Genomic DNA, 25,497 nt, shown 5'->3' with positions numbered 1-25,497 from the left:
CCACTCCTGAATTGGAAATGCCGAACCGCTCAAGACTAACATTCCACCTCCGAAGGCCTCAGACGATTCCGGAATGCCGGCCTGGCTCACCCCGGCGGCGAATGGGCAACGAAGTCGACTGGTCGAGAAAACGACCGGAAGCCTGCGTCGCCGCTTTTCGAGGGCGCAGGGAAGTCAGCCCCCAGTGCGAGAAGCCGAACGACGTTGCGGGTGTGGCGATCTCCAGCAGTCCACCGCCGAGCATCCGGGAGATCTCGACGGTGACCGAGTAGAGGCTCCGCCCGACCACGAACGCCAGGTCCCGCGCGGTGCGCCTCCCGGTGGCGTGCGCGACGATCTCCCGCTGTCGCGCGGTCAACGCGGCCGCCTCCGTTCCGGGGGCGGCCACCACCCGGTCCCGGTAGGGCGCCAAGGGGAACGGGAGCGAGGCCAGCACGTCCAGTCGACGTGCCGTTTCCGACAGCAGCAGGTCCGACGCGACCCCCTCGTCCGCGGTCCGCGGAGCCCGGTCGACCGACTCGTCGACAAAACACCGTTCGACCTCGCCCACCGCGACGGCGAACGCACCGTCCTGCACGACGGCCACCGGCGAGCCAGGACTTTCCACCGCGACCACCACGCCGTCGCACAAGTGGAAAACCCCGCCCGCGTTGCCGGTGACGCACAACGCGCCGGTGACACGACCGGCGTCGCACCGCACCAGTGCGGACGCGACGACGTCGAACGCGGCTCGATCTTCGGGTCTCAGGGGGTCACTCCGTGTTGATTCGGAACTGCAGAGAGGTACCTGCCGAACTGAACACCCAATCGGGTACTTCACTCTTATCGAAAGAGCGACCGTCGGGGTTACTTCTTACCCTTAGGCGCCGCTCATCCAGGACAAGCATCACCTGATCGAGTGAAGCATTCCAATCCACACCGGAAACAAACGAAGGCCCTGGGGAGTCGTAAACGACTCTTACCAGGGCCTTCGGTGTGGAGTGGGGCGATGGGGACCCAATCCGCATTTCTCGGGTCGGGAACACGGTGGGTTATCGGAGTATTGCTCTGAGCTTCAGAAGAACGAAGTGCGCATATCCGTCATCACGCACGGATGGCTCTCGGTGGCTGTTTAACCGAGTTCTCAACCCCGCAGTTCCATCGTGCAGCACTTCGGTCCGCCGCCCGACTTCCGCAGCTCCGAGATGTCCACGAAAACCGGCTCGAAACCACGCGCGGTGAGCTGGGCCGCGAGGTCGGTGGCCTCGACGGGGAGGAGGACGTGGCGGCCGTCGGAGACGGCGTTGAGGCCGAGGCAGGCGGCGTCGGTTCCGGTGGCGATGACGGCGTCCGGGAAGAGGCGGCGGAGGACCTGTTGGGAGCCCGCGGAGAAGGCGTCGGGGTAGTAGGCGACGAGGGGGTTCGGCGACTGGTCGTCGAGGACGACCAGGGCCACGTCGAGGTGGTAGTAGCGGGGGTCGACGAGCTGGAGGGAGACGACGGGGACGCCGAGGACCTCCTGGGCTTCGGCGTGGGCGGCCGGGTCGGTGCGGAAGCCGGTGCCCGCCAGCAGGAGGGTGCCGGTCCAGGCGAAGTCGCCCTCGGCCTCGTTGGTGCGCTCCGGCATGACGACGCCGTGGTAGCCGTTGGTCTGGAACCAGCGGCGGAAGTGGTCGGCCTCGGCGGCGCGCTGTTCGGCGCGGAACCTGGAGCCCAGCACGCGGCCGTCGATGACGGTGCCGGAGTTGGCGGCGAAGACCATGTCGGGCAGGCCGGGCTGGGGCTCGATGACCTCGACCTTGTGGCCGAGGCGTTCGTAGGCGTCCTTCAACGCGGTCCACTGGGCCATGGCCAGCTCGGTGCTGATCGGCTGGGTCGGGTCCATCCAGGGGTTGATCGCGTACTCGACCGTGAAGTGCTCCGGCGGGCACATGAGGTACCTGCGGGTGGTCGGCACGCGCACGGGCGCGGCGGGTGCGCCGAGGTCGAGCACGAACGGCTCGTCACCGGGGCCCAGAATGGATACCGAGGTCATGGATCGAAATGTAGATGGCCGGCTGACCCTCGAACAACGCCACAATATTGCGTCTTTTAGGGCACTATGTTGCGTGTGGACTCCATCGACCATCGAATCATTTCGTGCCTCATGGCCAACGCCCGATCGAGCTACGCGGAGATCGGGAACGTGGTGGGGCTGTCCGCGCCCGCGGTGAAGCGGCGGGTGGACAAGCTGCTGGACACCGGGGTGCTGCGCGGTTTCACGGCGGTGGTGGACCCGGAGCAGCTCGGCTGGGGCACGGAGGCGTTCGTCGAGGTGCACTGCCGCGGCAACGTGTCGCCCAGCGACATCCAGAACCGGCTGGAGCCGATGGCGGAGGTGATGGCCGCGTACACGGTGTCCGGGGCCGCCGACGCGATCGTGCACCTGCGGGCGGCGAGCATCCACCACCTGGAGACCGCGCTGGAGCGGCTGCGGGCCGTGGAGATCATCGACCGGACCGTGTCGACCGTCGTGCTGTCCCGGCTCCTGGACCGGCCGCCCGCTCCGTAGAGTCCGGGGCATGGCCGAGGTGTCGCTGGAGCGTTCGGACCGCATCGCGGTCGTCACGGTTCGGGATCCCGAACGCCGCAACGCGCTGACGGTGGAGCTGTCCGACCAGCTGGTCGACGCCGTCGCGACGTGCGAGCGGGATCCCGAAGTCCACGCGGTGGTGGTGACCGGCGCGGCACCCGCGTTCTGCGCGGGGGCCGACCTGACCGCTCTCGGCGAGGCCGAGGAAGACGGGCTGCGGCGAATCTACGCCGGCTTCCTGGCCGTCGCGGGCTGCTCGCTGCCGACGGTCGCGGCCGTCAACGGGGCCGCCGTGGGCGCCGGGCTGAACCTGGCCCTGGCCTGCGACGTGCGCCTGGCCGGGCCGAAGGCGCGGTTCGACGCGCGGTTCCTGCAGCTCGGCATCCACCCCGGCGGCGGCATGACGTGGATGCTGCAACGGCTGGTCGGGCCGCAGACGGCCACCGCGATGACGCTGTTCGGGCAGGTCGTGGACGCCGACGAGGCCGTGCGCACCGGGCTCGCCCACACACGGACGGGTGATGATGTCGTCGGTGCCGCGCGGGAGCTCGTGAGGGCCGCGGCGGACGGCCCACGCGACCTCGTGCGCGCGATCAAGGCGACCATGCGCACCACCGCTGACCTGGCCGACCACGCCGAGGCGGTGACCACCGAGCTCGGTCCGCAGGTCGCGTCGATCGGCTCGCCGGAGTTCGCGGCGAAGCTGGCGGCGCTCAAGGCCAGGATCAGCACGCGCCCCTAAATCTTCCTGTTACCGGAAGTAACGGCTACTTTTGGTACGCCAACCGGGCGTACCCGCTGTGACCTGCACCGCCTTTGCCGGAAGCCGGGTACCGAGGTGCCTACCGTCGGGAGAGGGCCCCGCGCGGCCGGTGAGACAGGGGTTCCCGCCTGGTGGCACGCGGGACACCGTTGCTTTAGCACAAACGACTACCCTCGCAACTGCACAAGTCATGCGGGACAACAGCTCGGCCTGTCCACGAAGAGAGGGATCGGCGTAGGAGATGACTACCGACCTGGGTAACGGCTCACTGCCAGGAGCCCCCGAAACACGCAAGCTGGATCGAGTGGTGATCCGGTTCGCCGGGGACTCCGGTGACGGCATGCAGCTCACCGGTGACCGATTCACCTCCGAGGCCGCCGCCTTCGGCAACGACCTCGCCACACAGCCGAACTTCCCCGCCGAGATCCGGGCACCTCAAGGCACCCTGCCCGGTGTGTCGTCGTTCCAGCTGCACTTCGCGGACTACGACATCCTCACCCCCGGCGACCGCCCCGACGTGCTCGTGGCGATGAACCCGGCGGCGCTGAAGGCGAACATCAAGGACCTGCCCAAGGGCGGGATCCTGATCGTCAACACCGACGAGTTCAACAAGCGCAACCTCGTGAAGGTCGGCTACGCGACCAACCCGCTCGAGGACGACTCGCTCGCCGACTTCCAGGTCCACGAGGTCGCCATGGCGACCATCACGATCGGCGCGCTGGAGGAGACCGGGCTCGGCAAGAAGGACGCCGAGCGCGCGAAGAACATGTTCGCGCTGGGCCTGCTGTCGTGGATGTACCACCGGCCGACCGAGGGCACCGAGCGGTTCCTGCGCGAGAAGTTCTCGAAGAAGCCGGACATCGCCGAGGCCAACGTGCTGGCGTTCCGCGCGGGCTACTACTACGGCGAGACGACCGAGTCGTTCGCGGTGACCTACGAGGTCGCCCCGGCGAAGCTGAACACCGGCACCTACCGCCAGATCACCGGCAACACGGCGCTGGCGTACGGCCTGGTCGCCGCGGGCCAGCAGTCCGGGCTGCCGATCGTGCTGGGCACCTACCCGATCACGCCGGCGTCGGACATCCTGCACGAGCTGAGCAAGCACAAGAACTTCGGCATCACGACGCTGCAGGCCGAGGACGAGATCGCGGGCATCGGCGCGGCGCTGGGCGCCTCCTACGGCGGCGCGCTCGGCGTGACGTCGACGTCGGGCCCCGGTATCGCGCTGAAGTCGGAGACCATCGGCCTCGCGGTGATGACCGAGCTGCCGCTGCTCATCATCGACGTGCAGCGCGGCGGCCCGTCCACGGGTCTGCCGACCAAGACCGAGCAGTCCGACCTGCTCCAGGCCATGTTCGGCCGCAACGGCGAGTCGCCGGTGCCGATCGTGTCGCCGCGGTCCCCCTCGGACTGCTTCGACGCCGCCATGGACGCGGTCCGGATCGCGCTCACCTACCGCACGCCGGTGCTGCTGCTGTCCGACGGCGCGATCGCGAACGGCTCCGAGCCGTGGCTGATCCCGGACGTCGACGACCTGCCCGACCTGTCCGTGGAGTTCGCCACCGAGCCGAACGCCACCGACGGGTCCGGCGAGTTCTGGCCGTACGTGCGCGACCCGGAGACGCTGGCCCGCCCGTGGGCGATCCCCGGCACACCCGGTCTGCAGCACCGCATCGGCGGGCTGGAGAAGGCCGACAACACCGGCAACATCTCCTACGAGCCGGACAACCACGACCGGATGGTGCGGCTGCGCCAGGCCAAGGTCGACGGCATCGAGGTGCCGGACGCGATCGTGGACGACCCGACCGGTGACGCCAAGGTGCTCGTGGTCGGCTGGGGTTCCTCCTACGGCCCGATCGGTGCCGCGGCCCGCCGCGTGCGCAAGCTGGGCCTGCCGGTGGCGCACGTGCACCTGAGGCACCTCAACCCGTTCCCGAAGAACCTGGGTGACGTGCTCTCGCGCTACGACAAGGTGATCGCGCCGGAAATGAACCTGGGGCAGCTCGCGTTGCTCCTGAGGGCGAAGTACCTCGTGGACGTCATGAGCTACACGAAGGTCCAGGGCCTGCCGTTCAAGGCGGAGGAGCTGCAGGACGTGCTGGCCGATGTGATCAAGGGGGTTGGAGCGTGACGACGATCGACCTGGGGCTGCCCGAGCTGGGCGGGCTCGCCGGGGTCCCCACCACCGACGAGCCGCAGAAGGCCAAGGACTACAAGTCGGACCAGGAGGTCCGCTGGTGTCCCGGCTGCGGCGACTACATCGTGCTCAACGCCGTCCAGTCGTTCCTGCCCTCGCTGGGGCTCAAGCGCGAGAACATCGTGTTCGTGTCGGGCATCGGCTGCTCCAGCCGCTTCCCGTACTACATGAACACCTACGGGATGCACTCGATCCACGGCCGCGCGCCCGCCATCGCGACCGGTCTCGCCGTGTCGCGGCCGGACCTGTCGGTGTGGGTCGTGACCGGTGACGGCGACGCGCTGTCCATCGGCGGCAACCACCTGATCCACACGTTGCGGCGCAACGTGAACCTCAAGATCCTGCTGTTCAACAACCGGATCTACGGCCTGACCAAGGGGCAGTACTCCCCCACGTCGGAAACCGGCAAGATCACCAAGTCGACGCCCGCGGGCTCGCTGGACCACCCGTTCAACCCGGTGTCGCTGGCACTGGGCGCGGAAGCCAGCTTCGTCGGCCGGGCGCTGGACTCGGACAAGAAGGGCCTGACCGAGGTGCTGCGGCAGGCCGCCGAGCACCGCGGGTCGGCGCTGGTGGAGATCTACCAGAACTGCCCGATCTTCAACGACGGCGCGTTCGACGTGCTCAAGGACGCCGACGACGCCAAGCGCCGGATCATCAACCTGGAGCACGGCAAGCCGATCACCTTCGGCGTCGACGGCGAGTACGGCGTGGTCCGGTCCGGGTTCGCGGGCCTGGAGGTCGCGAAGATCTCCGAGGTCGGCATGGAGAGCGTGGTCGTGCACGACGCCACGCTGGAAGACCCGTCCTACGCGTTCGCGCTGTCCCGGCTGTCCGCCCAGGACCTCTCGCACACCGTCACGGGCGTGTTCCGCAACGTCAAGCGCACCACCTACGACGACGCGGCCCGCGACCAGGTCGAGAAGGCCAAGGCGGCGAAGCCCGCGGACCTCGCGGCACTGCTGCGCGGCAAGGACACCTGGACCGTGCTGAGCGATTGAGTCTTTTCTGACTGCTTCGCAGATCAGGGCGCTGCCGCCGGGAGTCGGCAGGTCGGCCCCGATTTTTTCCGAAGCCGGGGACTGCGTCGCCGGCTTCGGAAAAAACGGGGGCCGACCTACCGACGCGGCAGCGCGGGGTGGTCGCGGCGGCGGGAGAGCGGTCAGAGCGCGAGAGCGGCGGCGGCGCGAGAGCGCAGGAGCGGCAGCAGAGCGCGAGAGCGTAGGAGCGGCTGCGGCGGCGTGAGAGTGGTAGAGCGTAAGAGTGACGAGAGGCCCCCTCCGGTGTGCGGAGGGGGCCTCTTGTCGTGGTGTGGGGTTATTGGGCGGGGCGGAAGCCGGCTTTTTGGGCGTCGGCCTCGGTGCGGAACCAGACGTCGGCCCTGGTGCCCTCGAAGGTGGAGGCGTCGGGCGTGTAGTAGCGGCGGCCGGTCAGGGTGGCCTTGACCGCGAAGTCCGGTGCGGGCGCGTGGCCGTCGGACTTGGGCAGCACCGACCCCGGCCCGAACGGCGAGCGCGGGTTGAAGCCCTCGGGCTGCTGGTAGCGCGGCGCGGCGGGCGGCGGGGTCTCCGGACGACCCCCCGTGGAGGGGCTGAAACCGACCGGACGGGGCCGCAGCGGCTTCGCCGGGGGCGGCGGAGGGGCAACGGGCTGCTGGGGCGCCAGCAGCGGCGGGGACGACATGGGCGGCGGACCGCCCGCGGGGCGCTGCGGGCGCTGCGGCAGCCCGTTGGACCCGCGCGCCAACAGGCTCGGCGCGAGGGTCGGCACGAACGGCTGGTCGTCCGACGGCGGCAGCTGGCGCACGGTCTCGGCGGGCTCCGGGTCGTCGTCCGACTCGCCCTGGATGGGCTCGAACAGCGACCTGGGCTTGGCGGCCGCCGGGGCGGCGGGCGGAGCCGGGGGCTTCACCGCGGCGGGCGCGGGGGCGGCCGGTTCCTCGACCGGCGGCTCCACGACCTCCTCGGCGGCGGGCTCGACGACCGGCTCGTCCGGGTCGTCCCGCACGTCGTCGGGGTCGTTCGCCTCGAGGCCGAGCTGGCCCTTGCTGGACGCGATGTCGTCCGGGGTGATGATCGGGAACTGGCCGGTGAGGCTGTGCTCGGGCCACGGCTGGCGGGCGTCGTCACCCGTGCTCGCCCGCGGTGCGGGCTCCGGGCGACGCACCTCGGCCGGACGGGACTCCGCCGGACGGGCCTCCGGCTGGCCCACGCCGGGACGGCGGACCTCGGGCTGCGCGGCGGCGGGACGGGCCTCGGGCTGCCTGGGCTCCGGCTGACGTGGCTCCGACTGCCTGGGCTCGGGCTGCTTGACCTCGGGCTGACGGGGCTCGGGCTGCCTGGGCTCGGGCTGCCTCGGCTCGGGCTGCCTCGGCTCGGGCCTGCGGACTTCGGGCTGCTGGACGTCGGGCCCGCGCACCTCGGGGCGGGCGCTCTCGGCCTTGCGGGCGTCGGCCTCGGCGATGGCCTGCCGCATCTCGGCGGCGGGGATGACCGAGGTCTCCTCGGCGGCGTCCTCCGGGGGAACGGGGGCCGCCTCCGCCGCGGGCTTCTCGGCGGCGGGCTTCTCCACGGCGGGCTTCTCGGCCGCGGGCTCCTCGACCGGCTCGTCCTCGACGATCTCGGCGTCGAGGGGCTCGTCCTCGGACCGCGCGACGGCCTCGTCCTGCGACTCGACGACCTCGGCGGCTTCGACGGCCTCGACGGTGTCACCAGCTTCGGCGGCCTCGACCGGCTCGGCGGGCTTGTCGGCGGCCTTCGGGGCCTCGTCCTCGGACGCCTGCTCCGGGGCCTTCTCCCCGTCGGCGGTCTGCACCCAGTCGTCGGCGGCGAAGTCCTCCTCGCGCTCGTCGACCGGCGCCGGGGCCGCCTCGACGGCCGCTTCCTCTTCCTCCTCGCGCCACACCTCGCGCGGGTGCCACTCCTCCACCTCGGGAGGCGCGGTGGGCTCCGGGCGCGGCGGCGCGACCTCGGCGGGCGCGGGCTGCCGCGCGCGACCGGAGGGGACCTCGGGCAGGTCGGGCAGCTGGTCGAGGTCCTCGCGGCGGAAGACGGTGGTCTCCTCGGCCGGGCGCAGCGGCACCGGCTCGGCCTGGACCTCGGTCTCCAGCCGCTGGAACAGGCTGCGCGGCTTCTCCTCCTCGGGCACCTCGACGGGCTCGGAGAGGCGGAAGGGCTCGTCGGTCTCGGGGAGCCTGGTGAGCGCCGGGGGCAGCTCGTCGTAGTCGTGGTCGGGCTCGGGCTCCGGGTCCGGCTCGGGCGCCTGGGCGAACGCGCCGACCGGCACGAACGGCGGGACGTCGTTGTTCGGCCTCGGCGGCTCGGCGGGACGCTGCTGCGGCGCGCGGGCGGCGGGCGCCTCCAGCGGACGCGGCGGCTCGGCCGGTCGCGCCTGCTCGGCCGGGCGAACCTGCTCGGCCGGACGCGGCGGCTCAGCGGGACGCGGCTGCTCGTAGGAGCGCGGCGGCTCGTAGGGACGCGGCGCCTCCGGCGCGGGCCCCGACGGCCAGTGCTGCTCGGGGGCGTGCGGCGGCTCGGCGCCCAGCGGGTCGTCGGTCTGCGCGCGCGCACCGACGTGCCAGTTGTCGAACTCGTCGTCGCCCATCGGCGACGGTCCCGGCCTGGCCGGGGGCTGCTGCGGCCGCGGCTGCCCGGCCGCACCACCGAGCCTGTCCTCCAGCTCGGCGATCTGCGTCCTGGCCGGTCGAACCTGCACGAGCCAGGTGACCAGCACACCGGCCACGAAGGACAGCAGGCTCCACAGCCAGACCTGCCCGAAGAGCGACACCACTGGAAGTTCCTCCAACTGGCAAGTCCTGTCACACCCGACGCGCTCCACACGGCGGGGCGTTCACCCGGTAGTGGAAGCGGTGCCAAACTACCCTGACCCCGAGGTCGGGCGCGGTTGGCCGCCCACTGGCGAACGGATCTGTCGATAGTAGGTCATCGGGCCCAACTGACCAGGTCAAACGGACCGGCGTCGCGGCGTAGAGTGCGGTGGGTGCCGCCGTTTACCAACCCCACGGACACCGTGGTGGAAGTTCACCGCCCCAATCGGGGAATCGCCTACGGGGTGGGCGCCTACGTGCTGTGGGGTGTGGTCCCCGCGTACTGGCCGCTCCTGCTCCCCGCGTCCTCCGTGGAGACGCTGGCCCACCGGATCGCGTGGTCGCTGGTGGTGATGGCCGGGATCACGCTCGCGCTCGGCCAGTGGGGCGCGCTGCGCCGCCTGCCGGCCAAGGGCTGGCTGATGGTCGCCTGCGCCTCGGTGCTGATCGCGGTCAACTGGGGCGTCTACATCTACGCCGTGAACAGCTCGCACGTCGTCGAGGCCTCGCTCGGCTACTTCATCAACCCGCTGGTCAGCGTCCTGCTCGGGGTCGTGGTGCTGCGCGAGCGCATCCACCTGCCGCAGGTCGTGGCGCTGGGCATCGCGGTGCTGGCGGTGGCCGTGCTCGCGTTCGACTACGGCGCGCTGCCGCTGATCTCGCTGACGCTGGCCTGCTCGTTCGGCGTGTACGGGCTGATCAAGAAGACCGTGCCGCTGGACTCGACCACGAGCCTGACCGGCGAGGGCATCGTGCTGGCGCCGATCGCCATCGGCTACCTGGTCTGGTTGGAGCTCTCCGGCGCGGGCACGTTCACCACCCACGGCGTCGGCCACGCCCTGCTGCTCGCGTCGGCGGGCGCGGTGACCGCCGTCCCGCTGATGCTGTTCGGCGCCGCGGCCCGCAAGGTCACCCTCGTCACGCTGGGGATGCTCCAGTACCTGGCGCCGATCCTGCAGTTCGCCTGGGGCGTGTTCGTGAAGCACGAGGCGATGACCCCGGTGCGCTGGCTCGGCTTCGGCCTGGTCTGGGTGGCGCTCGCGGTCTTCACCGCCGACGCCGCCCGCACCGGCCACAAGGCCCGCCGGGAGGCCGCCGCCGAGCTCGCGCCCGAGTGCCGCTGAGGGCGTTCCCCAGCGGCGACCACGGCGTCAGTTCGAGCGGGCCACCACGTACTCGCTGAGCGACTCCATCGCGTCCCGCGCCGGGCACGCGGGCAGCTTGCCCAGTGCCGCTCGGGCCTCGTCGGCGTACTCGTCGAGCGTCCGCCGGGCCTTGACCAGGCCGGACGACGACCGCAGCAGGTCGAGGGCCTCGGCGACCTCGGCGTCGTCGGAGATCGGCCCGGACAGCAGCTTGCCCAGCCGGGTGCTCTCGGCACCGGGCTCGGCGAGCGCGTACAGCATCGGGAGCGTCTTCACGCCCTCGCGCAGGTCCGTGCCGGGCGTCTTGCCCGACTCCTCCGTCGGCGACGCGATGTCGATGACGTCGTCGGAGATCTGGAACGCCGCCCCGATCACGTCGCCGTAGGCGCGCAGCGCGTCGGTCTGCTCGTCGGACATGTCGGAGAACATCGCGCCGAAGCGCGCCGCGGTCGCGATGAGCGACCCGGTCTTCTCCTTGATCGTCTTGAGGTAGTGCTCGACGGGGTCCTCGCCCTCGCGGGGACCCATCGTCTCGCGCATCTGGCCGGTCACCAGCTCGCTGAACGTCTCGGCGATGATCCGCGCCGCCGCCACGCCCAGGTCGGCGGTCAGCGCCGACGCGTGCGCGAACAGGTAGTCGCCGGTCAGGATGGCGATGCTGTTGTCCCACTTGGCGTTGGCGCTGACCGCGCCCCGCCGCATGGTCGCCTCGTCCATCACGTCGTCGTGGTACAGGGTCGCGAGGTGCGTCAGCTCGACGACCGCGGCCGCCTTGATGACGTTCTCCCGGTCCCAGGTCCCGGTGAACTGGGCCGCGAGCAGCGTGAACAGCGGGCGAATCCGCTTGCCGCCCGCGTCCACCAGGTGCAGCGACGTCTCCATCACCGGGTGGAAGTCGCTCTGCACGACCTTCCGCAGAACTTCCTCCACCTCGGCGAGGCCTGCCTGCACCACCTCCGCCAGCACAGGGTCGACGAACTGGAACCCTGTCCCCACCTGCTCGCTACTGGTCACCCTTGAAGCCTACGTACCACTAGAAGATGAAGCCGCCTGCCCCCGCCCAATCGAGGGCGAAGGACGGCCAGACACCCAGGACGAGGGTGACCGCGGCACCGACGGTGATCGCGATCGTCGTGAACGCGCCGGGCACGGTGACCGTGGGGCCGTCAGGTGCGGGTTCGCTGAAGTACATCAGGACGATGACCCTCAGGTAGAAGAACGCCGCCACCGCGCTGGCCACCAGCGCGACCACCACGAGCGGTGCGAGACCGTCCTGGATGGCCGCCGCGAACACCACGAACTTGCCGACGAAACCACTCGTCAGGGGGATGCCCGCGAGTGCCAGCAGCAGGAACGTGAACACGCCCGCGAGCACCGGCGACCGCTTGGCGAGCCCGGCCCACTGGGACAGGTGCGTCGCCTCGCCGTCGGCGTTGCGGACTAGGCTGATCACGCCGAACACGGCGATCGTGGTGAAGCCGTAGGCCAGCAGGTAGAACAGCGTGCCGGACAGGCCCTGCTCGGTCAGCGAGATCGAGCCGATCAGCAGGAAGCCCGCGTGCGCCACCGAGGAGTAGGCGACCATGCGCTTCACGTCGGTCTGGGTGAGGCCGAGGACCGCGCCGATGACCATCGAGGCCACGGCGACGCCCCACAGGACACCCCGCCACTCCCAGTTGGTCCGCTCGAACGCGACGGTCAGCACGCGCAGGATGCCGCCGAAGGCAGCGACCTTCGTGCAGGCCGCCATGAACGCCGTGATCGGCGTCGGGGCGCCCTGGTAGACGTCCGGGGTCCAGGCGTGGAACGGGCCGACGGAGGCCTTGAACAGCAGGCCCACCACCAGCAGGCCGAAGCCCGCGAACAGCAGCGTGTCGGACTTGTCGCTGCCCGCCGTGGCGGTCGCGATGTCGGCGAGCTTCACCGAGCCCGCGTAGCCGTAGAGCAGCGCGAGGCCGTAGAGGAAGAACGCCGACGCGAACGCGCCGAGCAGGAAGTACTTGACGGCCGCCTCCTGCGAGAGCAGGCGGCGACGGCGGGCGAGGCCGCACATCAGGTACAGCGGCAGCGACAGCACCTCGAGGGCGATGAACATCGTCAGCAGGTCGTTCGCCGCGACGAACACCATCATCCCGGCGAGCGCGAAGAGCGTCAGCGGGAAGACCTCGGTCTGCATGCCGGTGCGGGTGGCCTGGGCGCGGTCCTGGACCGTGCCGGGGCGGACCGCGGCGTCGGCGACGAACGCCCCGCCCGGCTCGACCGACCGGTCGGCGATCAGCAGGATCGAGCCGAAGCCGAGCAGCAGCAGCGTGACCCACAGGAAGATCACCGGGCGGTCGACGGCGACCGCGCCGGAGAGCGTGGTGATGCCCTGAGCGGTGGTGGTCTCGGCCCCGGCGTACAGACCGAGGGCGGTACCGGCGCCGATGAAGGTCAGCATGGTCAGCACGACCTGCGCCGCCCACCGCTGGTGCTTCGGCAGGAAAGCCTCGAACAACACGCTGACGCACGCGGCGCCGAGCACGATCAGCACTGGCGCGATCGCGCTGTACTCGATCTCCGGCGGCTTGATCAGCTCAACCTGGGCGAGGAACGTCACGTCACTTGCCTTCCTGCGCGACCGGGTCGGTCACGCCGACCTCGCTCAACGTCGCCCCGATCGACGGGGAGATCACGTCCAACACCGGCTTGGGGTAGAACCCGAGCACGAGGACCAGCGCCACCAGCGGCGCCAGCACGGCGATCTCCCGCCGGTTCAGGTCCTTGATCCCGGAGCGCTCGGGGTCGGTCGCGGTACCGGGGCCCGCCGCCACGTTCAGCAGCGCGGTTCCGCGCACGGGGCCCTGGAAGACCCGCTGGTAGACCCACAGCACGTACAGGGCGGCGAGCACCATGCCGACCGTGGAGATGATGGTGAACACCGGCTGGTTGGGGTACGAGCCGATGAGGACCAGGAACTCGCTCACGAACGAGTTGGTGCCCGGCAGCGCCAGCGACGACAGGCCCGCCACGAAGAACAGGCCGCCCAGCACCGGGGTCAGCTTCGCCATGCCGCCGTAGTCCTGGATCAGGCGGGAGCCGCCGCGCGACATCACCATGCCCACGACCAGGAACAGCATGCCGGTCGAGATGCCGTGGTTGACCATGTACAGCACCGAGCCCGCACCGGCCTGGCTGCTGAACGCGAAGATGCCGAGCGCGATGAAGCCGAAGTGCGCGATCGAGGTGTAGGCGACGAACCGCTTCATGTCCGTCTGGCCGACCGCGAGCAGCGAGCCGTAGATGATGCCGACGACCGCGAGCACGAGCACGAGCGGCGCGAGCTGCTTGCTGGCCGCCGGGAACAGCGGCAGGCAGTAGCGCAGGAAGCCGAACGTGCCGATCTTGTCCAGGACGCCGACGAGCAGCACGCCGGCGCCGACCGGGGCCTCGGCACCGGCGTCGGGCAGCCAGGTGTGCAGCGGGACCAGCGGGGCCTTGATCGCGAAGGCGATGAAGAACCCGAGGAACAGCCAGATCTGGGTCGACGTCGGCGCGTCCTTCATGACCGTGACGAGCGTGGCCCAGTCGAGCGTGCCCTGGCCCAGCTTGTCCGCGCTGGTGACGTAGAGGCCGATCACCGAGGCGAGCATGATCAGGCCGCCGAGCAGCGAGTAGAGGAAGAACTTCATCGCCGCGTACTGCCGGTTCGGGCCGCCGAAGCGGCCGATCAGGAAGTACATCGGGACGAGGACGGCCTCGAAGAACACGTAGAACAGGAACACGTCGGTCGCGGCGAACACGCCGACCATGCCGGTCTGCATGGCCAGCAGGAGCGAGAAGAACCCGCTCGCGCTGCGGCCCTCCGGCAGCTTGTCCGACCATGCGCCGCCGATGACGACGGGCATCAGGAAGGCGATCAGCGCGATCATGACGAGCGCGATGCCGTCGACGCCGAACGACAGGTGCACGCCGAACGTCGGGATCCAGTCGACCGAGCTGGTCAGCTGGAGCCGGGCGCCCGACGACGGGTCGTAGGCGACCCACGCGACGACCGCCAGCGCGAGCTCCACGAGGGAGAACCCGAGCGCGACGAGCTTCGCGGTCCGGTCGTTCCCCTTCAGGAAGGCCACCACCAGGCTGCCGACCAGCGGCAGCAGGAGCAGCGCGATCAGCGTCCAGCTCACGAGAACCTCACCATCAGAAGCGCGCCCAGCACGCAGATCGCGCCCAGGAGCATGGAGAGCGCGTACGAGCGCACGAAACCGGTCTGGAGACGGCGCAACCGGCCGGAGCTACCGCCGAGCAGCGCGGCGGTCCCGTTGACGAGACCGTCGACGCCCTTGTTGTCCACGAACACCAGCGCGCGGGAGAGCCAGGTGCCCGGCCGCGCGAAGAGCGCCTCGTTGAGCGCGTTGCCGTACAGGTCGGCGCGCGCGGCGCGGACCGGGAACGACACGCGCAGCGGGCGCGTGGTCGGCTGCGGCTTGCGGCCGAAGAGCAGGAACGCGAGCGCGACGCCGACCAGCGAGAGCGCGACGCTCAGGATCGCGACCATCGTGTGGTCGAGCGCGCCGTGCGTCTCCTGGAGCGGCCCGAGGGTCGGCTCCAGCCAGCCCGCGAGGCGCTCGCCGTTCTCCAGGAAGAAGCCCGCGCCGACCGAGCCGACGGCCAGGACGATCATCGGGATCTTCATCGACCACGGCGACTCGTGCGGGTGGTACTCGCGACCGTCCTCGGAGGTCTTGAGCTCCTTCCAGCGCGGCTTGCCCAGGAAGACCAGGATCAGCAGGCGGGTCATGTAGAACGCGGTCAGCGCGGCGCCCAGCAGGGCGACACCGCCGAACACGTACCCGCGCCAGCCCGGCTCGCCGAAGGCGGCCGCGATGATGGCGTCCTTGGAGAAGAAGCCGGAGAACGGCGGGATGCCGATCAGCGCCAGGTAGCCCAGGGCCCAGGTCGCGAACGTGACGGGCATGTACTTCGCGAGCCCGCCCATCCGGCGGATGTTGCCCTCGTCGTTCATGCCGTGCATGACCGACCCGGCACCGAGGAACAGCCCGGCCTTGAAGAAGCCGTGCGTGAGCAGGTGCATGATGCCCAGCGCGTAGCCCACCGGGCCGAGGCCGACGGCGAGGATCATGTAGCCGATCTGGCTGACCGTCGAGTACGCCAGGACCTTCTTGAAGTCGTCGTAGGCGCAGCCGATGATGCAGCCGATCAGCAGCGTGACGCCACCGATGATCATGACGACCAGCCTGCCGTCCGCGCTGAGGTTGTAGATGGGGTTCGAGCGGGCGATGAGGTACACGCCCGCGGTCACCATCGTCGCCGCGTGGATCAGCGCCGAGACCGGCGTCGGACCCGCCATGGCGTCCGGGAGCCAGGCCTGGAGCGGGAACTGGCCGGACTTGCCGCAGGCGCCGAGCAGGAGCAGCAGCGTGATCGCCAGGATCGAACCGGACGACAGCTCGTCCACCCGCGCGAACACGTCGGTGTAGGTGGTGGTGCCGAGCTCCTTGAACATGATGAAGATGGCGATCGCGAGACCCAGGTCGCCGACCCGGTTCATCAGGAACGCCTTCTTGGCCGCGGAGGCCGCTTCCGGCTTGTACTGGTACCAGCCGATGAGCAGGTAGGACGCGAGGCCCACGCCCTCCCAGCCGAAGTACAGCGTCACGAAGCCGTTGCCCAGGACCAGGAGCAGCATCGCCGACACGAAGAGGTTCAGGTAGGCGAAGAACTTGCGCCTGCCTTCCTCGTGCGCCATGTAGCCGATCGAGTAGATGTGGATCAGGGATCCGACACCGGTGATCAGCAGCACGAACGTCAGCGACAGCGGGTCCAGCCGCAGGCCGAACTCGACGTCCAGCGCGCCGACCGGGATCCAGTCGAACAGGTGGAGCTCGCTGGTCCGCTCCTCGGCGCCCTGGCCGAGGGTCGTGAAGAACAGCGCGAGCCCGTAGGCGAACGCCGCGATGATCGTGGCGCAGCCCAGCAGGTGGCCCCACTTGTCGGCCCGCTTGCCCGCCAGCAGCAGCACGGCCGCGCCGAACGCCGGCAGGGCGAGCAACAGCCAGGCGAGACTCGCGAGCCCGCTGGCGGCAACTGCATCCGTGGCCCCGCTTGCGGGGGCGAGCATAGATTCGGTCACCAGTGGCCCCTAGTACTTCAGCAGGTTGGAATCGTCGACCGAGGCCGAGCGACGCGTGCGGAAGATCGACATGATGATCGTCAGGCCCACCACGACCTCGGCGGCGGCGACGACCATCACGAAGAAGCCCATCACCTGGCCGTCGAGCTCCCCGTGCATGCGGGAGAACGTGACGAGGGTGAGGTTCACCGCGTTGAGCATCAGCTCGACGCACATGAACACGACGATGGCGTTGCGCCGCACCAGAACGCCGACCGCGCCGAGGCTGAACAGCAGCGCGGACAGCAGCAGGTAGTACGTCGGGGTCATTCCGTCCCCTCCTTCGGCGCGGAACCGGTGAGAGCCCGCGCGTCGGCCCGGTGGCCGGTGCCGGACACGTCGGCGACGTCGTCGGCGAGGTGTTCCTTGGTGGTCGCCTCGATGAGCGCGGACAGCGACTCCTGGGCGACCGAGCCGTCGGGCAGCAGTGCGGGGGTGGCCACCGAGTTCGCCGTGGCGAAGACACCGGGGCCGGGCAGGGAGCCGGGGCGGTCGCCCTTGAAGCGCTCCTCGACCAGCTCGCGCTGGGTCTTCTTCAGGCCCTTGCCGTGCCGGTCGGAGTAGGCCAGGACCATCGCGCCGACGGCGGCGGTGATCAGCAGCGCCGACGTGAGCTCGAAGACGAACAGGTACTTGGTGAACAGCGCCGCGCCGATGTTGGCCACGTTGCCGCCGCCCGAGGAGTTCACCGCGGTCAGGCCGACGGAGTCGACGCGGGTGAACGCCTGGGCGAGCGAGCCGACGACCAGCCCGGCGAAGCCGACGCCGAGCACGGCGGCGGCGAGCCGCTGCCCGCGCAGCACCTCGACGATCGAGTCCGAGCTGTCCCTGCCGACGAGCATCAGCACGAAGAGGAACAGCATCATGATCGCGCCGGTGTACACGATGATCTGCACGAAGCCGAGGAACGGCGCCTGCTGGACCATGTAGATGACACCGAGGCTGAGCATCGTCAGCACCAGCCACAGCGCGGAGTGCACCGCGTTGCGGGCGAAGAGCATGCCGAGCGCGCCCAGGAGCGACAGCGGTCCGAGGATCCAGAACGCGACGGCCTCACCGGTGGAGATGGTGTCGGCGACCGGCGCCGCGGGCTGGGTGGCGGGCTGCGCGGCGACCAGGAAGTCCTGCGCCAGGTTGAGAACGCTCACTTGCCTGCTCCCTTGACCGCAGACTCCGCGTTGCTCTGCCCCTGGCTCGACCCTGCAAGCAGGTCTCGGGCAAGCGCCGGCCCGTTCACGTAGTAGTCCTGCTCGTTGTCGCCCAACCGCATGGGGTGCGGCGGCTGCTCCATGCCGGGCAGCAGCGGGGCGAGCAGGTCTTCCTTCGTGAAGATCAGCTTCTGGCGGTCGTCGTCGGCCAGCTCGTACTCGTTCGTCATGGTGAGCGAACGGGTCGGGCACGCCTCGATGCAGAGGCCGCAGCCGATGCAGCGCAGGTAGTTGATCTGGTAGTCGGCGCCGAACCGCTCACCGGGCGAGTAGCGCGCGTCGTCGGTGTTGTCGCCACCTTCGACGAAGATCGCGTCCGCCGGGCAGGCCCACGCGCACAGCTCGCAGCCGACGCACTTCTCCAGCCCGTCCGGGTGCCGGTTGAGCTGGTGGCGGCCGTGGAACCTCGGCGCGGTGACCTTCTTGACCTCGGGGTACTCCTCGGTGACGACCTTCTTGAACATCGTCGAGAAGGTGACGCCGAAGCCCTTGATGGGATCAAACATCCCCATCGCTGGCCTCCTTCGATGCGGTTACCGCGACAGGTTCCTTCGGAAGATTCGCGACAACTGGGGTGCGGCGGGTGGGCGCCTTGGGCACTTCCAGGTCGAGCGGCGGCACCGGGAACCCGCCACCGGTGATCGGGACCGCGTTCGGGTCCTCCTCGACCTTGCGGTCCGGGAGCAGCAGCGAGAGCAGCACCAGCACGCCGAGCACGACGCCCAGGATGATCAGGAACTGCTGCTGGCTGAACTCGCCGGAGTTGTTCAGCGCGCGCACCAGTGCGACGGCCACGATCCACACGAGGCTGATCGGGACGAGGACCTTCCAGCCCAGCCGCATGAACTGGTCGTAGCGCATGCGGGGCAGCGTGCCGCGCAGCCAGATGAAGACGAACAGGAAGAACAGCGTCTTGGCGACGAACCAGACGAGGCCGAACCACCCGTTGTCGAAGCCGGACCACAGGCTCCCGAGCCCGAACGGCGTCTGGTACCCGCCGAGGAAGAGCGTCGAGGCCAGCGCCGACACCGTCACCATGTTCACGTACTCGGCGAGGAAGAACAGCGCGAACTTCAGCGAGCTGTACTCGGTGTGGAAACCGCCGACCAGCTCGGACTCGGCCTCGGGGAGGTCGAAGGGCGCGCGGTTGGTCTCGCCGACCATCGAGATCACGTAGATCGCGAAGCTCGGGAAGAGCAGCACCACGAACCAGAGGTTCCCCTGCGCCTTCACGATGTCCGAAGTGGACATCGAGTGCGAGAACATCACGACGCCGACGATCGACAGGCCCATCGCGATCTCGTAGGAGATCACCTGCGCCGCCGAGCGCAGCGCGCCCAGCAGCGGGTACGGCGAGCCGGAGGCCCAACCGGAGAGCACGATGCCGTAGACGCCGACCGAGGAGCAGGCCAGCACCACGAGCACGCCGACCGGGAGGTCGACCAGCTGGAGCGCGGTGCGCTCGCCGAAGATGCTGACCTCACCGCCGATCGGGATCACCGAGAAGGCGACGAACGCGGGGATGCAGGAGATCACCGGCGCGAGGAAGAACACCCACTTGTCCGCGAGGACCGGGCGGATGTCCTCCTTGAACGCCAGCTTCAGGCCGTCCGCCAGCGACTGGAGCCAGCCGTTGGGGCCGACCCGGTTGGGGCCGGGGCGCTGCTGCATCCGCGCGACGACCTTGCGCTCCCAGTTGATCATGAACAGCGTCATGACCACGAGGAACGCGAAGATCCCGACGACCTTGATCAGGATCAGCCAGATCGGGTCGTCCGCGAGAAGTTCGGCGGTTGTCATGCATTGCCTCCACGGTCCGACGCGCTTTTCTCAGCGGAGGGCCCATCCGACACAGCTACTGCAACCAGCGAGCCGTGGCCCGCGACCAGGTTGCGGCGCACGGTGACCGGGCCCGAGTTGCCGGGCAGCCAGACCACGCCGTCGGGCAGGTCCGCCACCTCGACGGGCAACGTCACCGACCCGCGCTCGGTCGACACCGTGATGTCGGCGCCGAGGTCGAGGCCGAGGTGGACCGCGGTGGCCGCGGAGACCTTCGCGACCACGGGACGGGCGGTGCCCGCCAGGTTCGGCTCCTCGTCCTGCAGCGAGCCGTTGTCCAGCATCCGGCGCCAGGTCGCGAGGACGGCCTGACCGGCGGTCGGCTGCACGAGCAGCGGGGCGGACACCGTGGGTGCCGACGCCTCCGCCACGTTCGAGCCGAGCCGGTCGAGGTCCGCGGCCGCGGCGGCCGGGGTCTGGGTGAACAGGTCGGCGTCCATCTCGACGGCCAGGGTGTCGAGCACCCGGCAGTCGGGCAGCGCGCCGGTGCCCTCGAGCGTGGTGCCGAAGTCGCGGCGGCGGCCTTCCCAGTTCAGGTAGCTGCCCGACTTCTCGACCGCCGGGGCGATCGGGAGGACGACGTCCGCGTGCGCGGTCGCCGCGCTCGGGCGCAGCTCCAGGGAGACCACGAAGCCCGCGAACTCCAGCGCCCGCTGGGCGAGGCCGGGGTCGGGCAGGTCGAACGGGTCGACGCCCGCGACGACCAGCGCGTCCAGGGCACCGCTCGCGGCGGCGACCAGGATGCCGTTGGTGTCGCGGCCCGCGCGGGTCGGCAGCGTGCCCGCCACCAGGCCCCAGGCGTTCTCGACCTCGGAGCGCGCGGCGGCGTCGCTGACGAGCCTGCCGCCGGGCAGCAGGTTCGGCACCGCGCCGACCTCCAGCGCACCGCGCTCACCGGCGCGGCGCGGGATCCAGGCGACCTTGGCGCCGGTGGAGGCCGCCAGCCTGGCCACCGCGGAGAACAGGCCGGGCACCTCGGCGGCGCGCTCGCCGACGAGGATGACGGAACCGCTGCCGCGCAACGCTTCCGTCACGTCGGCCGCGTGCTCCTCCAGCGCGTTCAGCGCGGCGGGCTCGCCGCCGGGGACGCACGCCAGCAGCGTGCCGAAGGTCTTCTCCACCGCGGGCGAGGTGTACTGGCCCAGGTGGAACACCTTGGTCTTCTTGCGGGCTGCCTTGCGCAGCCGCAGGAAGACGATCGGCGCTTCCTCCTCCGGCTCGAAGGCCACGCACAGCACGGCGGGCGCGGCCTCGATCGCCGTGAACGTCACGCCGCCGTTGTCCGGCGTCGTGCCGAGGACCGTGCTGGTCAGGAACTCCAGCTCCTCGGCCGAGTGCGCACGGGCCCGGAAGTCGACGTCGTTGGTCTTGAGCGCCACGCGGGCGAACTTCGCGTAGGCGTAGGCGTCCTCGACGGTCAGCCGACCGCCGGTGAGCACGCCGACGCCCTTGGCGTCGCGGGCCGCCGCGAGACCGGTCGCCGCGACCTGGAGGGCCTCGGTCCACGACGTCTCGCGCAGCTCGCCGGACTCCGCGTCGCGCACGAGCGGACGGGTGAAGCGGTCACCGGCGGTGGCGTAGCGGAACGCGAAGCGGCCCTTGTCGCAGATCCACTCCTCGTTGACCTCGGGGTCGTCGCCCGCGAGCTTGCGCTGCACCTTGCCGCGCCGCCAGTCGGTGCGCTCGGCGCAGCCCGACGAGCAGTGCTCGCAGACGCTCGGGGTGGAGATGAGGTCGAACGGGCGGGCCCGGAAGCGGTAGGCCGCCGACGTGAGAGCGCCGACCGGGCAGATCTGGATCGTGTTGCCCGAGAAGTACGACTGGAACGGCTTGCCCTCGGCCACGCCGATCTGCTGCTGCGAACCGCGCTCCAGCAGCTCGATGAACGGGTCGCCCGCGATCTGCGCGGAGAACCGCGTGCAGCGCTGGCAGAGCACGCAGCGCTCGCGGTCCAGCAGCACCTGCGTCGAGATCGGCAGGGGCTTGGGGAACGTCCGCTTGTGCTCGTGGAAGCGCGAGTCCGAACGGCCGTGCTTGAGCGCCTGGTTCTGCAACGGGCACTCGCCGCCCTTGTCGCAGATCGGGCAGTCCAGCGGGTGGTTGATGAGCAGCAGCTCCATCACGCCCTGCTGCGCCTTGTCGGCGACCGGCGAGGTCAGCTGGGTCTTCACGACCATGCCGTCGGCGACCGTCATCGTGCAGGAGGCCTGGGGCTTCGGCATCGGCCGACCGCCCATCTCGACCTCGACGAGGCACTGGCGGCAGGCGCCCGCGGGCTCCAGCAGCGGGTGGTCGCAGAACCGGGGCACGACGATGCCGAGGCGTTCGGCCGTGCGGATCAGCAGCTCACCCTTGGGCGCGACGACCTCGAAGCCGTCGATCACGAGCTTGACGTGGCCCTCGGGGACCTCGACCTCGCTCTTCTCAGGTGCCAGAGTCATCAGTGGGCTCCTGCCAACACAGCGGAGTTCTTGTCGCACAAGGCGAGGAACTCGTCCTTGAAGTACTTGATGCCACTGGTGATCGGGCTGACGGCGCCGTCGCCCAGCGCGCAGAACGAGCGGCCGAGGATGTTGTCGCAGACGTCGAGCAACGTGTCGATGTCGCTCGCCGTGCCGTTGCCCGCCACCATGCGCTGGAGGATCTGGACCAGCCAGTACGTGCCCTCGCGGCAGGGGGTGCACTTGCCGCAGGACTCGTGCTTGTAGAACTCGGTCCACTTCATGACCGCCCACGGGACCGACACGGTCTCGTTGAAGATCTGCAGCGCCGTGGTGCCGAGCATGGAACCGGCCTCGGCCGCGCCCTCGAAGTCCAGCGGCACGTCGAGGTGGTCCGCGGTGAACAGCGGGGTGGACGAGCCACCGGGCGTCCAGAACTTCAGCGGGATGCCGTCCTTCATGCCACCGGCCAGCTCCAGCAGCTCGCGCAGCGTGGTGCCCATCGGGGCCTCGTACTGGCCGGGCCGCGTGACGTGGCCGGACAGCGAGTAGATCTTCGGGCCGGGCGAGCGCTCGCGCCCCATGGTGCGGAACCAGTCGCTGCCGCCGTTGACGATGAACGGCACGCTGGCGATGGTCTCGACGTTGTTCACCACGGTCGGCGACGCGTAGAGCCCGGCGGTCGCGGGGAACGGCGGCTTCAGCCTCGGCTGGCCGCGCTTGCCCTCCAGCGAGTCGAGCAGCGCCGTCTCCTCGCCGCAGATGTAGGCGCCCGCCCCGGCGTGCACGACGACGTCGAGGTCGAAGCCGCTGCCCAGGATGTCCTTGCCCAGGTACCCGGCGGCGTAGGCCTCCTTGACGGCACCGTCGAGCCTGCGGATGCAGTGCAGGGCCTCACCGCGCACGTAGATCGCAGCGAAGTTCGCGCGGATCGCGTACGAGGTGATGATGATGCCCTCGATGAGGGAGTGCGGGTCCGCCATCATCAGCGGGATGTCCTTGCAGGTGCCCGGCTCGCCCTCGTCGGCGTTGATGACGAGGTAGTGCGGCTTGCCGTCGCCCTGCGGGATGAAGCCCCACTTCATGCCCGTGGGGAAGCCGGCGCCGCCCCGGCCGCGCAGGCCGGAGTCCTTGCACTGCTGGATGATCTGGTCCGGGTGCGCGCCGAGCGCCTTGCGCAGCGCGGTGTACCCCTCCAGCTGCTCGTAGGTCTTGATCGTCCACGAGCGCGGCGAGAGCCAGCGCTTCGTGAGCACCGGAGTGAGGCTGTCGACCATGACTCCCCCTACTTCTTTTCCGGGACAGGCGGGAACGCGACGTCGTCCGACATGGACGGTGCGGTCCACCCGTTGTCCGCGGCGACGCGGGCGCCCCGCACGGTCTCGGCGGCGGCCGACGGGCCGTCCAGGTCGGACTCGCGACCCTCGAAGAACCCGGCCAGTTGCAGCTCGGCCTGGCGGAAGTCGGTGAGCGGTGCACCGCGCGTCGGGGCGGGCTTCTCCCCCGCCTGCAACGCGGTCACGAGCTCCAGCGCCTTGTCCGGCGTCTGGTTGTCGTAGAACTCGTAGTTCACCTGGAGGACCGGGCCGAGGTCGCAGGCCGCGAGGCACTCGGCGTGCTCCAGCGTGATCGAGCCCGGCGTACCCGGCTCGCCGGAGGTCTCCTCCTGGCCCAGCGGCTTGCCCTCGCTGCCCAGGTGCTCGCGCAGCTTCGCGAAGATGGCGTCGCCGCCCAGCGCCGCGCACAGGGTGTTCGTGCACACGCTGACCAGGTGCTCGCCGCACGGCTTGCGCTTGTACATGGTGTAGAAGGTCGCGACCGCGCTGACCTCGGCGTTGCTCAGGTCGAGCTGGCCCGCGCAGAACGCGATGCCCGCCTGGCTGACGTAGCCCTCGACCGACTGCACGAGGTGCAGCATCGGCAGCAGCGCCGACCGCGAGAGCGGGTAGCGCGAGATGAGCTGCCGCGCCCGCGCGACCGTGTCCTCGTCGAAGACGCTCAAGTCCACGGTGGACGGTTCAGAAGTCTGGGTCATCGGTCACAACCACCCATCACCGGGTCGATAGAGGCCACCGAGGCGATGACGTCGGCGACCATGCCGCCCTCGCACATCGCGGGCATCGACTGGAGGTTCACGAAACTTGGTTCGCGCACGTGCACGCGGAACGGGCGCGTGCCGCCGTCGGAGACCACGTGGTAGCCGAGCTCGCCGCGCGGCGACTCGATCGGCACGTAGACCTGGCCCGCCGGGACGTGGAAGCCCTCGGTCACCAGCTTGAAGTGGTGGATCAGGGACTCCATCGACTGGCCCATGATCTTGCGGACGTGCTCGAGCGAGTTGCCCATGCCGTCGGCGCCGATCGTGAGCTGCGCGGGCCAGGCGATCTTGGCGTCCTCCACCATGACCGGGCCGGGCTCGAGCTTGTCGACCGCCTGGCGGACGATCCGCAGCGACTGGTGGATCTCCTCGACCCGCATCAGGTAGCGCGCGTAGCTGTCCGCCGCGTTCGACGTGGGGACGTCGAAGTCGTAGCCCTCGTAGCCCGAGTACGGCTCGATCTTGCGGAGGTCCCACGGCAGGCCCGCGGAGCGCAGGATCGGGCCGGTGATGCCCAGCGCGAGGCACGCGTCGACCGGCAGGTACCCGACGCCCGCGAGGCGGTTGCGCCAGATCGGCTGGCCGGTGAGCAGCTTGTCGTAGTCGGGCAGCCGCGAGTCCATGACCTTGATGAACGCGCGGATCTTCTCGACGCCGTCGGCGGGCAGGTCCTGGGCGACACCGCCGGGCCGGATGAACGCGTGGTTCATCCGCAGACCGGTGAGGTGCTCCAGCAGGTGCAGGACCTCCTCGCGCTCGCGGAAGCCCGCGGTCATGCCGGTGAGCGCGCCCAGCTCCATGCCGCCGGTGGCCAGCGCCACCAGGTGCGAGCTGATCCGGTTGAGCTCCATGAGCAGGACCCGGATGACCTGGGCCCGCCGCGGCGCCTCGACGCCGAGCAGCTTCTCCACGGCGAGGCAGTACGCGGCCTCGTTGTGCAGCGGCGCCAGGTAGTCCATGCGCGTCACGAACGTGACGCCCTGGGTCCAGTTGCGGTACTCGAGGTTCTTCTCGATGCCGGTGTGCAGGTAGCCGATCACCGAACGGGCCTGGGTGACCGTCTCGCCCTCGAGCTCCAGCACGAGGCGGAGCACGCCGTGCGTCGACGGGTGCTGCGGGCCGAGGTTCATGACGATGCGCTCGTCGCCCGCGGCGTCCGCGAGCACCTCGTCCCAGTCGCCGCCGGTCACCGTGTAGACGGTGCCCTCGGTGGTCTGGCGGGAGTCGGCGACGTCGACCGACGGCCCGGCGGCGATC

The 25,497-nt window shown here is 70.1% G+C and carries 20 protein-coding genes; 5 read left to right on the top strand and 15 right to left on the bottom strand.

Features of this window, described 5'->3' with window-relative positions; all coding sequences use genetic code 11:
* Nucleotides 1-58: 58 nt before the first annotated feature.
* Together CLV43_RS11305 and ddaH are read right to left on the bottom strand one after the other, a co-directional pair.
* The gene (locus CLV43_RS11305; protein WP_106187065.1) at nucleotides 59-700 is read right to left on the bottom strand and encodes a hypothetical protein; all 642 of its coding nucleotides are present in this window, start codon (nucleotides 698-700) and stop codon (nucleotides 59-61) included.
* A 423-nt stretch (nucleotides 701-1,123) separates the two neighbouring features.
* The gene (gene ddaH / locus CLV43_RS11300; protein WP_106187064.1) at nucleotides 1,124-2,014 is read right to left on the bottom strand and encodes a dimethylargininase; all 891 of its coding nucleotides are present in this window, start codon (nucleotides 2,012-2,014) and stop codon (nucleotides 1,124-1,126) included.
* Nucleotides 2,015-2,080: 66 nt separating this feature from the next.
* Here ddaH and CLV43_RS11295 point away from each other — a divergent pair, with 66 nt between their 5' ends.
* The 4 genes from CLV43_RS11295 to CLV43_RS11280 all read left to right on the top strand — a co-directional run bounded on the left by CLV43_RS11295 (nucleotide 2,081) and on the right by CLV43_RS11280 (nucleotide 6,512).
* Entirely contained in the window at nucleotides 2,081-2,530 is a 450-nt protein-coding gene (locus CLV43_RS11295; RefSeq protein ID WP_390377627.1) for an Lrp/AsnC family transcriptional regulator, read from the top strand.
* 10 nt (nucleotides 2,531-2,540) lie between these two features.
* Complete coding sequence (locus tag CLV43_RS11290) at nucleotides 2,541-3,293, top strand: enoyl-CoA hydratase (protein WP_106187063.1); 753 nt, start codon at nucleotides 2,541-2,543, stop codon at nucleotides 3,291-3,293.
* 262 nt (nucleotides 3,294-3,555) lie between these two features.
* Nucleotides 3,556-5,445, top strand: coding sequence for a 2-oxoacid:acceptor oxidoreductase subunit alpha (locus tag CLV43_RS11285; protein WP_106187062.1), 1,890 nt, complete (start codon nucleotides 3,556-3,558; stop codon nucleotides 5,443-5,445).
* The gene (locus CLV43_RS11280) at nucleotides 5,442-6,512 is read left to right on the top strand and encodes a 2-oxoacid:ferredoxin oxidoreductase subunit beta (protein WP_106187061.1); all 1,071 of its coding nucleotides are present in this window, start codon (nucleotides 5,442-5,444) and stop codon (nucleotides 6,510-6,512) included. Before CLV43_RS11285 ends, CLV43_RS11280 begins: the two co-directional genes overlap by 4 nt.
* A gap of 316 nt (nucleotides 6,513-6,828) precedes the next feature.
* Here the strand turns inward: CLV43_RS11280 and CLV43_RS11275 are convergent, their stop codons facing one another.
* Nucleotides 6,829-9,300, bottom strand: a complete 2,472-nt coding sequence (locus CLV43_RS11275) for a sunset domain-containing protein (RefSeq protein ID WP_106187060.1) — start codon at nucleotides 9,298-9,300, stop codon at nucleotides 6,829-6,831.
* A 210-nt stretch (nucleotides 9,301-9,510) separates the two neighbouring features.
* On the opposite strand from CLV43_RS11275, the gene rarD reads away from it, so the two are divergent.
* Complete coding sequence (rarD, locus tag CLV43_RS11270; RefSeq protein ID WP_211304326.1) at nucleotides 9,511-10,461, top strand: EamA family transporter RarD; 951 nt, start codon at nucleotides 9,511-9,513, stop codon at nucleotides 10,459-10,461.
* Nucleotides 10,462-10,488: 27 nt separating this feature from the next.
* Here the strand turns inward: rarD and CLV43_RS11265 are convergent, their stop codons facing one another.
* Genes CLV43_RS11265 through CLV43_RS11210 form a run of 12 tightly spaced genes read right to left on the bottom strand, consistent with a single transcriptional unit; the run spans nucleotide 10,489 to nucleotide 25,496 of the window.
* Nucleotides 10,489-11,496 (bottom strand): polyprenyl synthetase family protein, encoded by a 1,008-nt coding sequence (locus CLV43_RS11265; RefSeq protein WP_106187059.1) that lies wholly within the window; start codon nucleotides 11,494-11,496, stop codon nucleotides 10,489-10,491.
* A gap of 19 nt (nucleotides 11,497-11,515) precedes the next feature.
* Nucleotides 11,516-13,081, bottom strand: coding sequence for an NADH-quinone oxidoreductase subunit NuoN (gene nuoN / locus CLV43_RS11260; protein ID WP_106187058.1), 1,566 nt, complete (start codon nucleotides 13,079-13,081; stop codon nucleotides 11,516-11,518).
* A 1-nt stretch (nucleotide 13,082) separates the two neighbouring features.
* A complete protein-coding gene (locus CLV43_RS11255; protein ID WP_106187057.1) occupies nucleotides 13,083-14,648 on the bottom strand; it encodes an NADH-quinone oxidoreductase subunit M in 1,566 nt (521 codons plus the stop codon).
* Nucleotides 14,645-16,603, bottom strand: a complete 1,959-nt coding sequence (nuoL, locus tag CLV43_RS11250; RefSeq protein WP_106187056.1) for an NADH-quinone oxidoreductase subunit L — start codon at nucleotides 16,601-16,603, stop codon at nucleotides 14,645-14,647. Before nuoL ends, CLV43_RS11255 begins: the two co-directional genes overlap by 4 nt.
* A 21-nt stretch (nucleotides 16,604-16,624) precedes the next feature.
* Entirely contained in the window at nucleotides 16,625-16,924 is a 300-nt protein-coding gene (gene nuoK / locus CLV43_RS11245; RefSeq protein ID WP_106187055.1) for an NADH-quinone oxidoreductase subunit NuoK, read from the bottom strand.
* Complete coding sequence (locus CLV43_RS11240; protein ID WP_106187540.1) at nucleotides 16,921-17,772, bottom strand: NADH-quinone oxidoreductase subunit J; 852 nt, start codon at nucleotides 17,770-17,772, stop codon at nucleotides 16,921-16,923. Before CLV43_RS11240 ends, nuoK begins: the two co-directional genes overlap by 4 nt.
* A gap of 26 nt (nucleotides 17,773-17,798) precedes the next feature.
* On the bottom strand, nucleotides 17,799-18,374 hold the full coding sequence (gene nuoI, locus CLV43_RS11235; protein WP_106187054.1) for an NADH-quinone oxidoreductase subunit NuoI: 576 nt from the start codon (nucleotides 18,372-18,374) through the stop codon (nucleotides 17,799-17,801).
* Nucleotides 18,361-19,662: an NADH-quinone oxidoreductase subunit NuoH gene (nuoH, locus tag CLV43_RS11230; protein ID WP_106187053.1), complete on the bottom strand. Its 1,302-nt coding sequence runs from the start codon at nucleotides 19,660-19,662 to the stop codon at nucleotides 18,361-18,363. The genes nuoI and nuoH overlap by 14 nt, the downstream gene beginning before the upstream one ends.
* The gene (locus tag CLV43_RS11225; RefSeq protein ID WP_106187052.1) at nucleotides 19,659-22,142 is read right to left on the bottom strand and encodes an NADH-quinone oxidoreductase subunit G; all 2,484 of its coding nucleotides are present in this window, start codon (nucleotides 22,140-22,142) and stop codon (nucleotides 19,659-19,661) included. The genes nuoH and CLV43_RS11225 overlap by 4 nt, the downstream gene beginning before the upstream one ends.
* Complete coding sequence (nuoF, locus tag CLV43_RS11220; RefSeq protein ID WP_106187051.1) at nucleotides 22,142-23,419, bottom strand: NADH-quinone oxidoreductase subunit NuoF; 1,278 nt, start codon at nucleotides 23,417-23,419, stop codon at nucleotides 22,142-22,144. The genes CLV43_RS11225 and nuoF overlap by 1 nt, the downstream gene beginning before the upstream one ends.
* Before the next feature lie 8 nt (nucleotides 23,420-23,427).
* Entirely contained in the window at nucleotides 23,428-24,177 is a 750-nt protein-coding gene (gene nuoE, locus CLV43_RS11215) for an NADH-quinone oxidoreductase subunit NuoE (protein ID WP_106187050.1), read from the bottom strand.
* Nucleotides 24,174-25,496 carry an NADH-quinone oxidoreductase subunit D gene (locus tag CLV43_RS11210; protein ID WP_425445747.1) on the bottom strand — a complete coding sequence of 441 codons (1,323 nt, stop codon included), beginning with the start codon at nucleotides 25,494-25,496 and terminating at the stop codon, nucleotides 24,174-24,176. Before CLV43_RS11210 ends, nuoE begins: the two co-directional genes overlap by 4 nt.
* Between the last annotated feature and the right edge of the window lies 1 nt (nucleotide 25,497).

This window comes from Umezawaea tangerina (assembly GCF_003002815.1).
GTDB lineage: Bacteria > Actinomycetota > Actinomycetes > Mycobacteriales > Pseudonocardiaceae > Umezawaea > Umezawaea tangerina.
The sequence above is the reverse complement of the archived record's forward strand: the minus strand, read 5'-3'. Positions and strand labels throughout refer to the sequence as shown.

Bases quoted from the DNA above. Each gene is read 5' to 3' on its own strand.
- CLV43_RS11290 (WP_106187063.1), top strand. From the start codon at position 2,541: ATGGCCGAGGTGTCGCTGGAGCGTTCGGACCGCATCGCGGTCGTCACG.
- ddaH (WP_106187064.1), bottom strand. From the start codon at position 2,014: ATGACCTCGGTATCCATTCTGGGCCCCGGTGACGAGCCGTTCGTGCTC.
- nuoI (WP_106187054.1), bottom strand. From the start codon at position 18,374: ATGGGGATGTTTGATCCCATCAAGGGCTTCGGCGTCACCTTCTCGACG.
- nuoE (WP_106187050.1), bottom strand. From the start codon at position 24,177: ATGACCCAGACTTCTGAACCGTCCACCGTGGACTTGAGCGTCTTCGAC.
- nuoK (WP_106187055.1), bottom strand. From the start codon at position 16,924: ATGACCCCGACGTACTACCTGCTGCTGTCCGCGCTGCTGTTCAGCCTC.
- nuoL (WP_106187056.1), bottom strand. From the start codon at position 16,603: ATGCTCGCCCCCGCAAGCGGGGCCACGGATGCAGTTGCCGCCAGCGGG.
- CLV43_RS11295 (WP_390377627.1), top strand. From the start codon at position 2,081: ATGTTGCGTGTGGACTCCATCGACCATCGAATCATTTCGTGCCTCATG.
- nuoF (WP_106187051.1), bottom strand. From the start codon at position 23,419: ATGGTCGACAGCCTCACTCCGGTGCTCACGAAGCGCTGGCTCTCGCCG.
- CLV43_RS11285 (WP_106187062.1), top strand. From the start codon at position 3,556: ATGACTACCGACCTGGGTAACGGCTCACTGCCAGGAGCCCCCGAAACA.
- nuoH (WP_106187053.1), bottom strand. From the start codon at position 19,662: ATGACAACCGCCGAACTTCTCGCGGACGACCCGATCTGGCTGATCCTG.
- CLV43_RS11225 (WP_106187052.1), bottom strand. From the start codon at position 22,142: ATGACTCTGGCACCTGAGAAGAGCGAGGTCGAGGTCCCCGAGGGCCAC.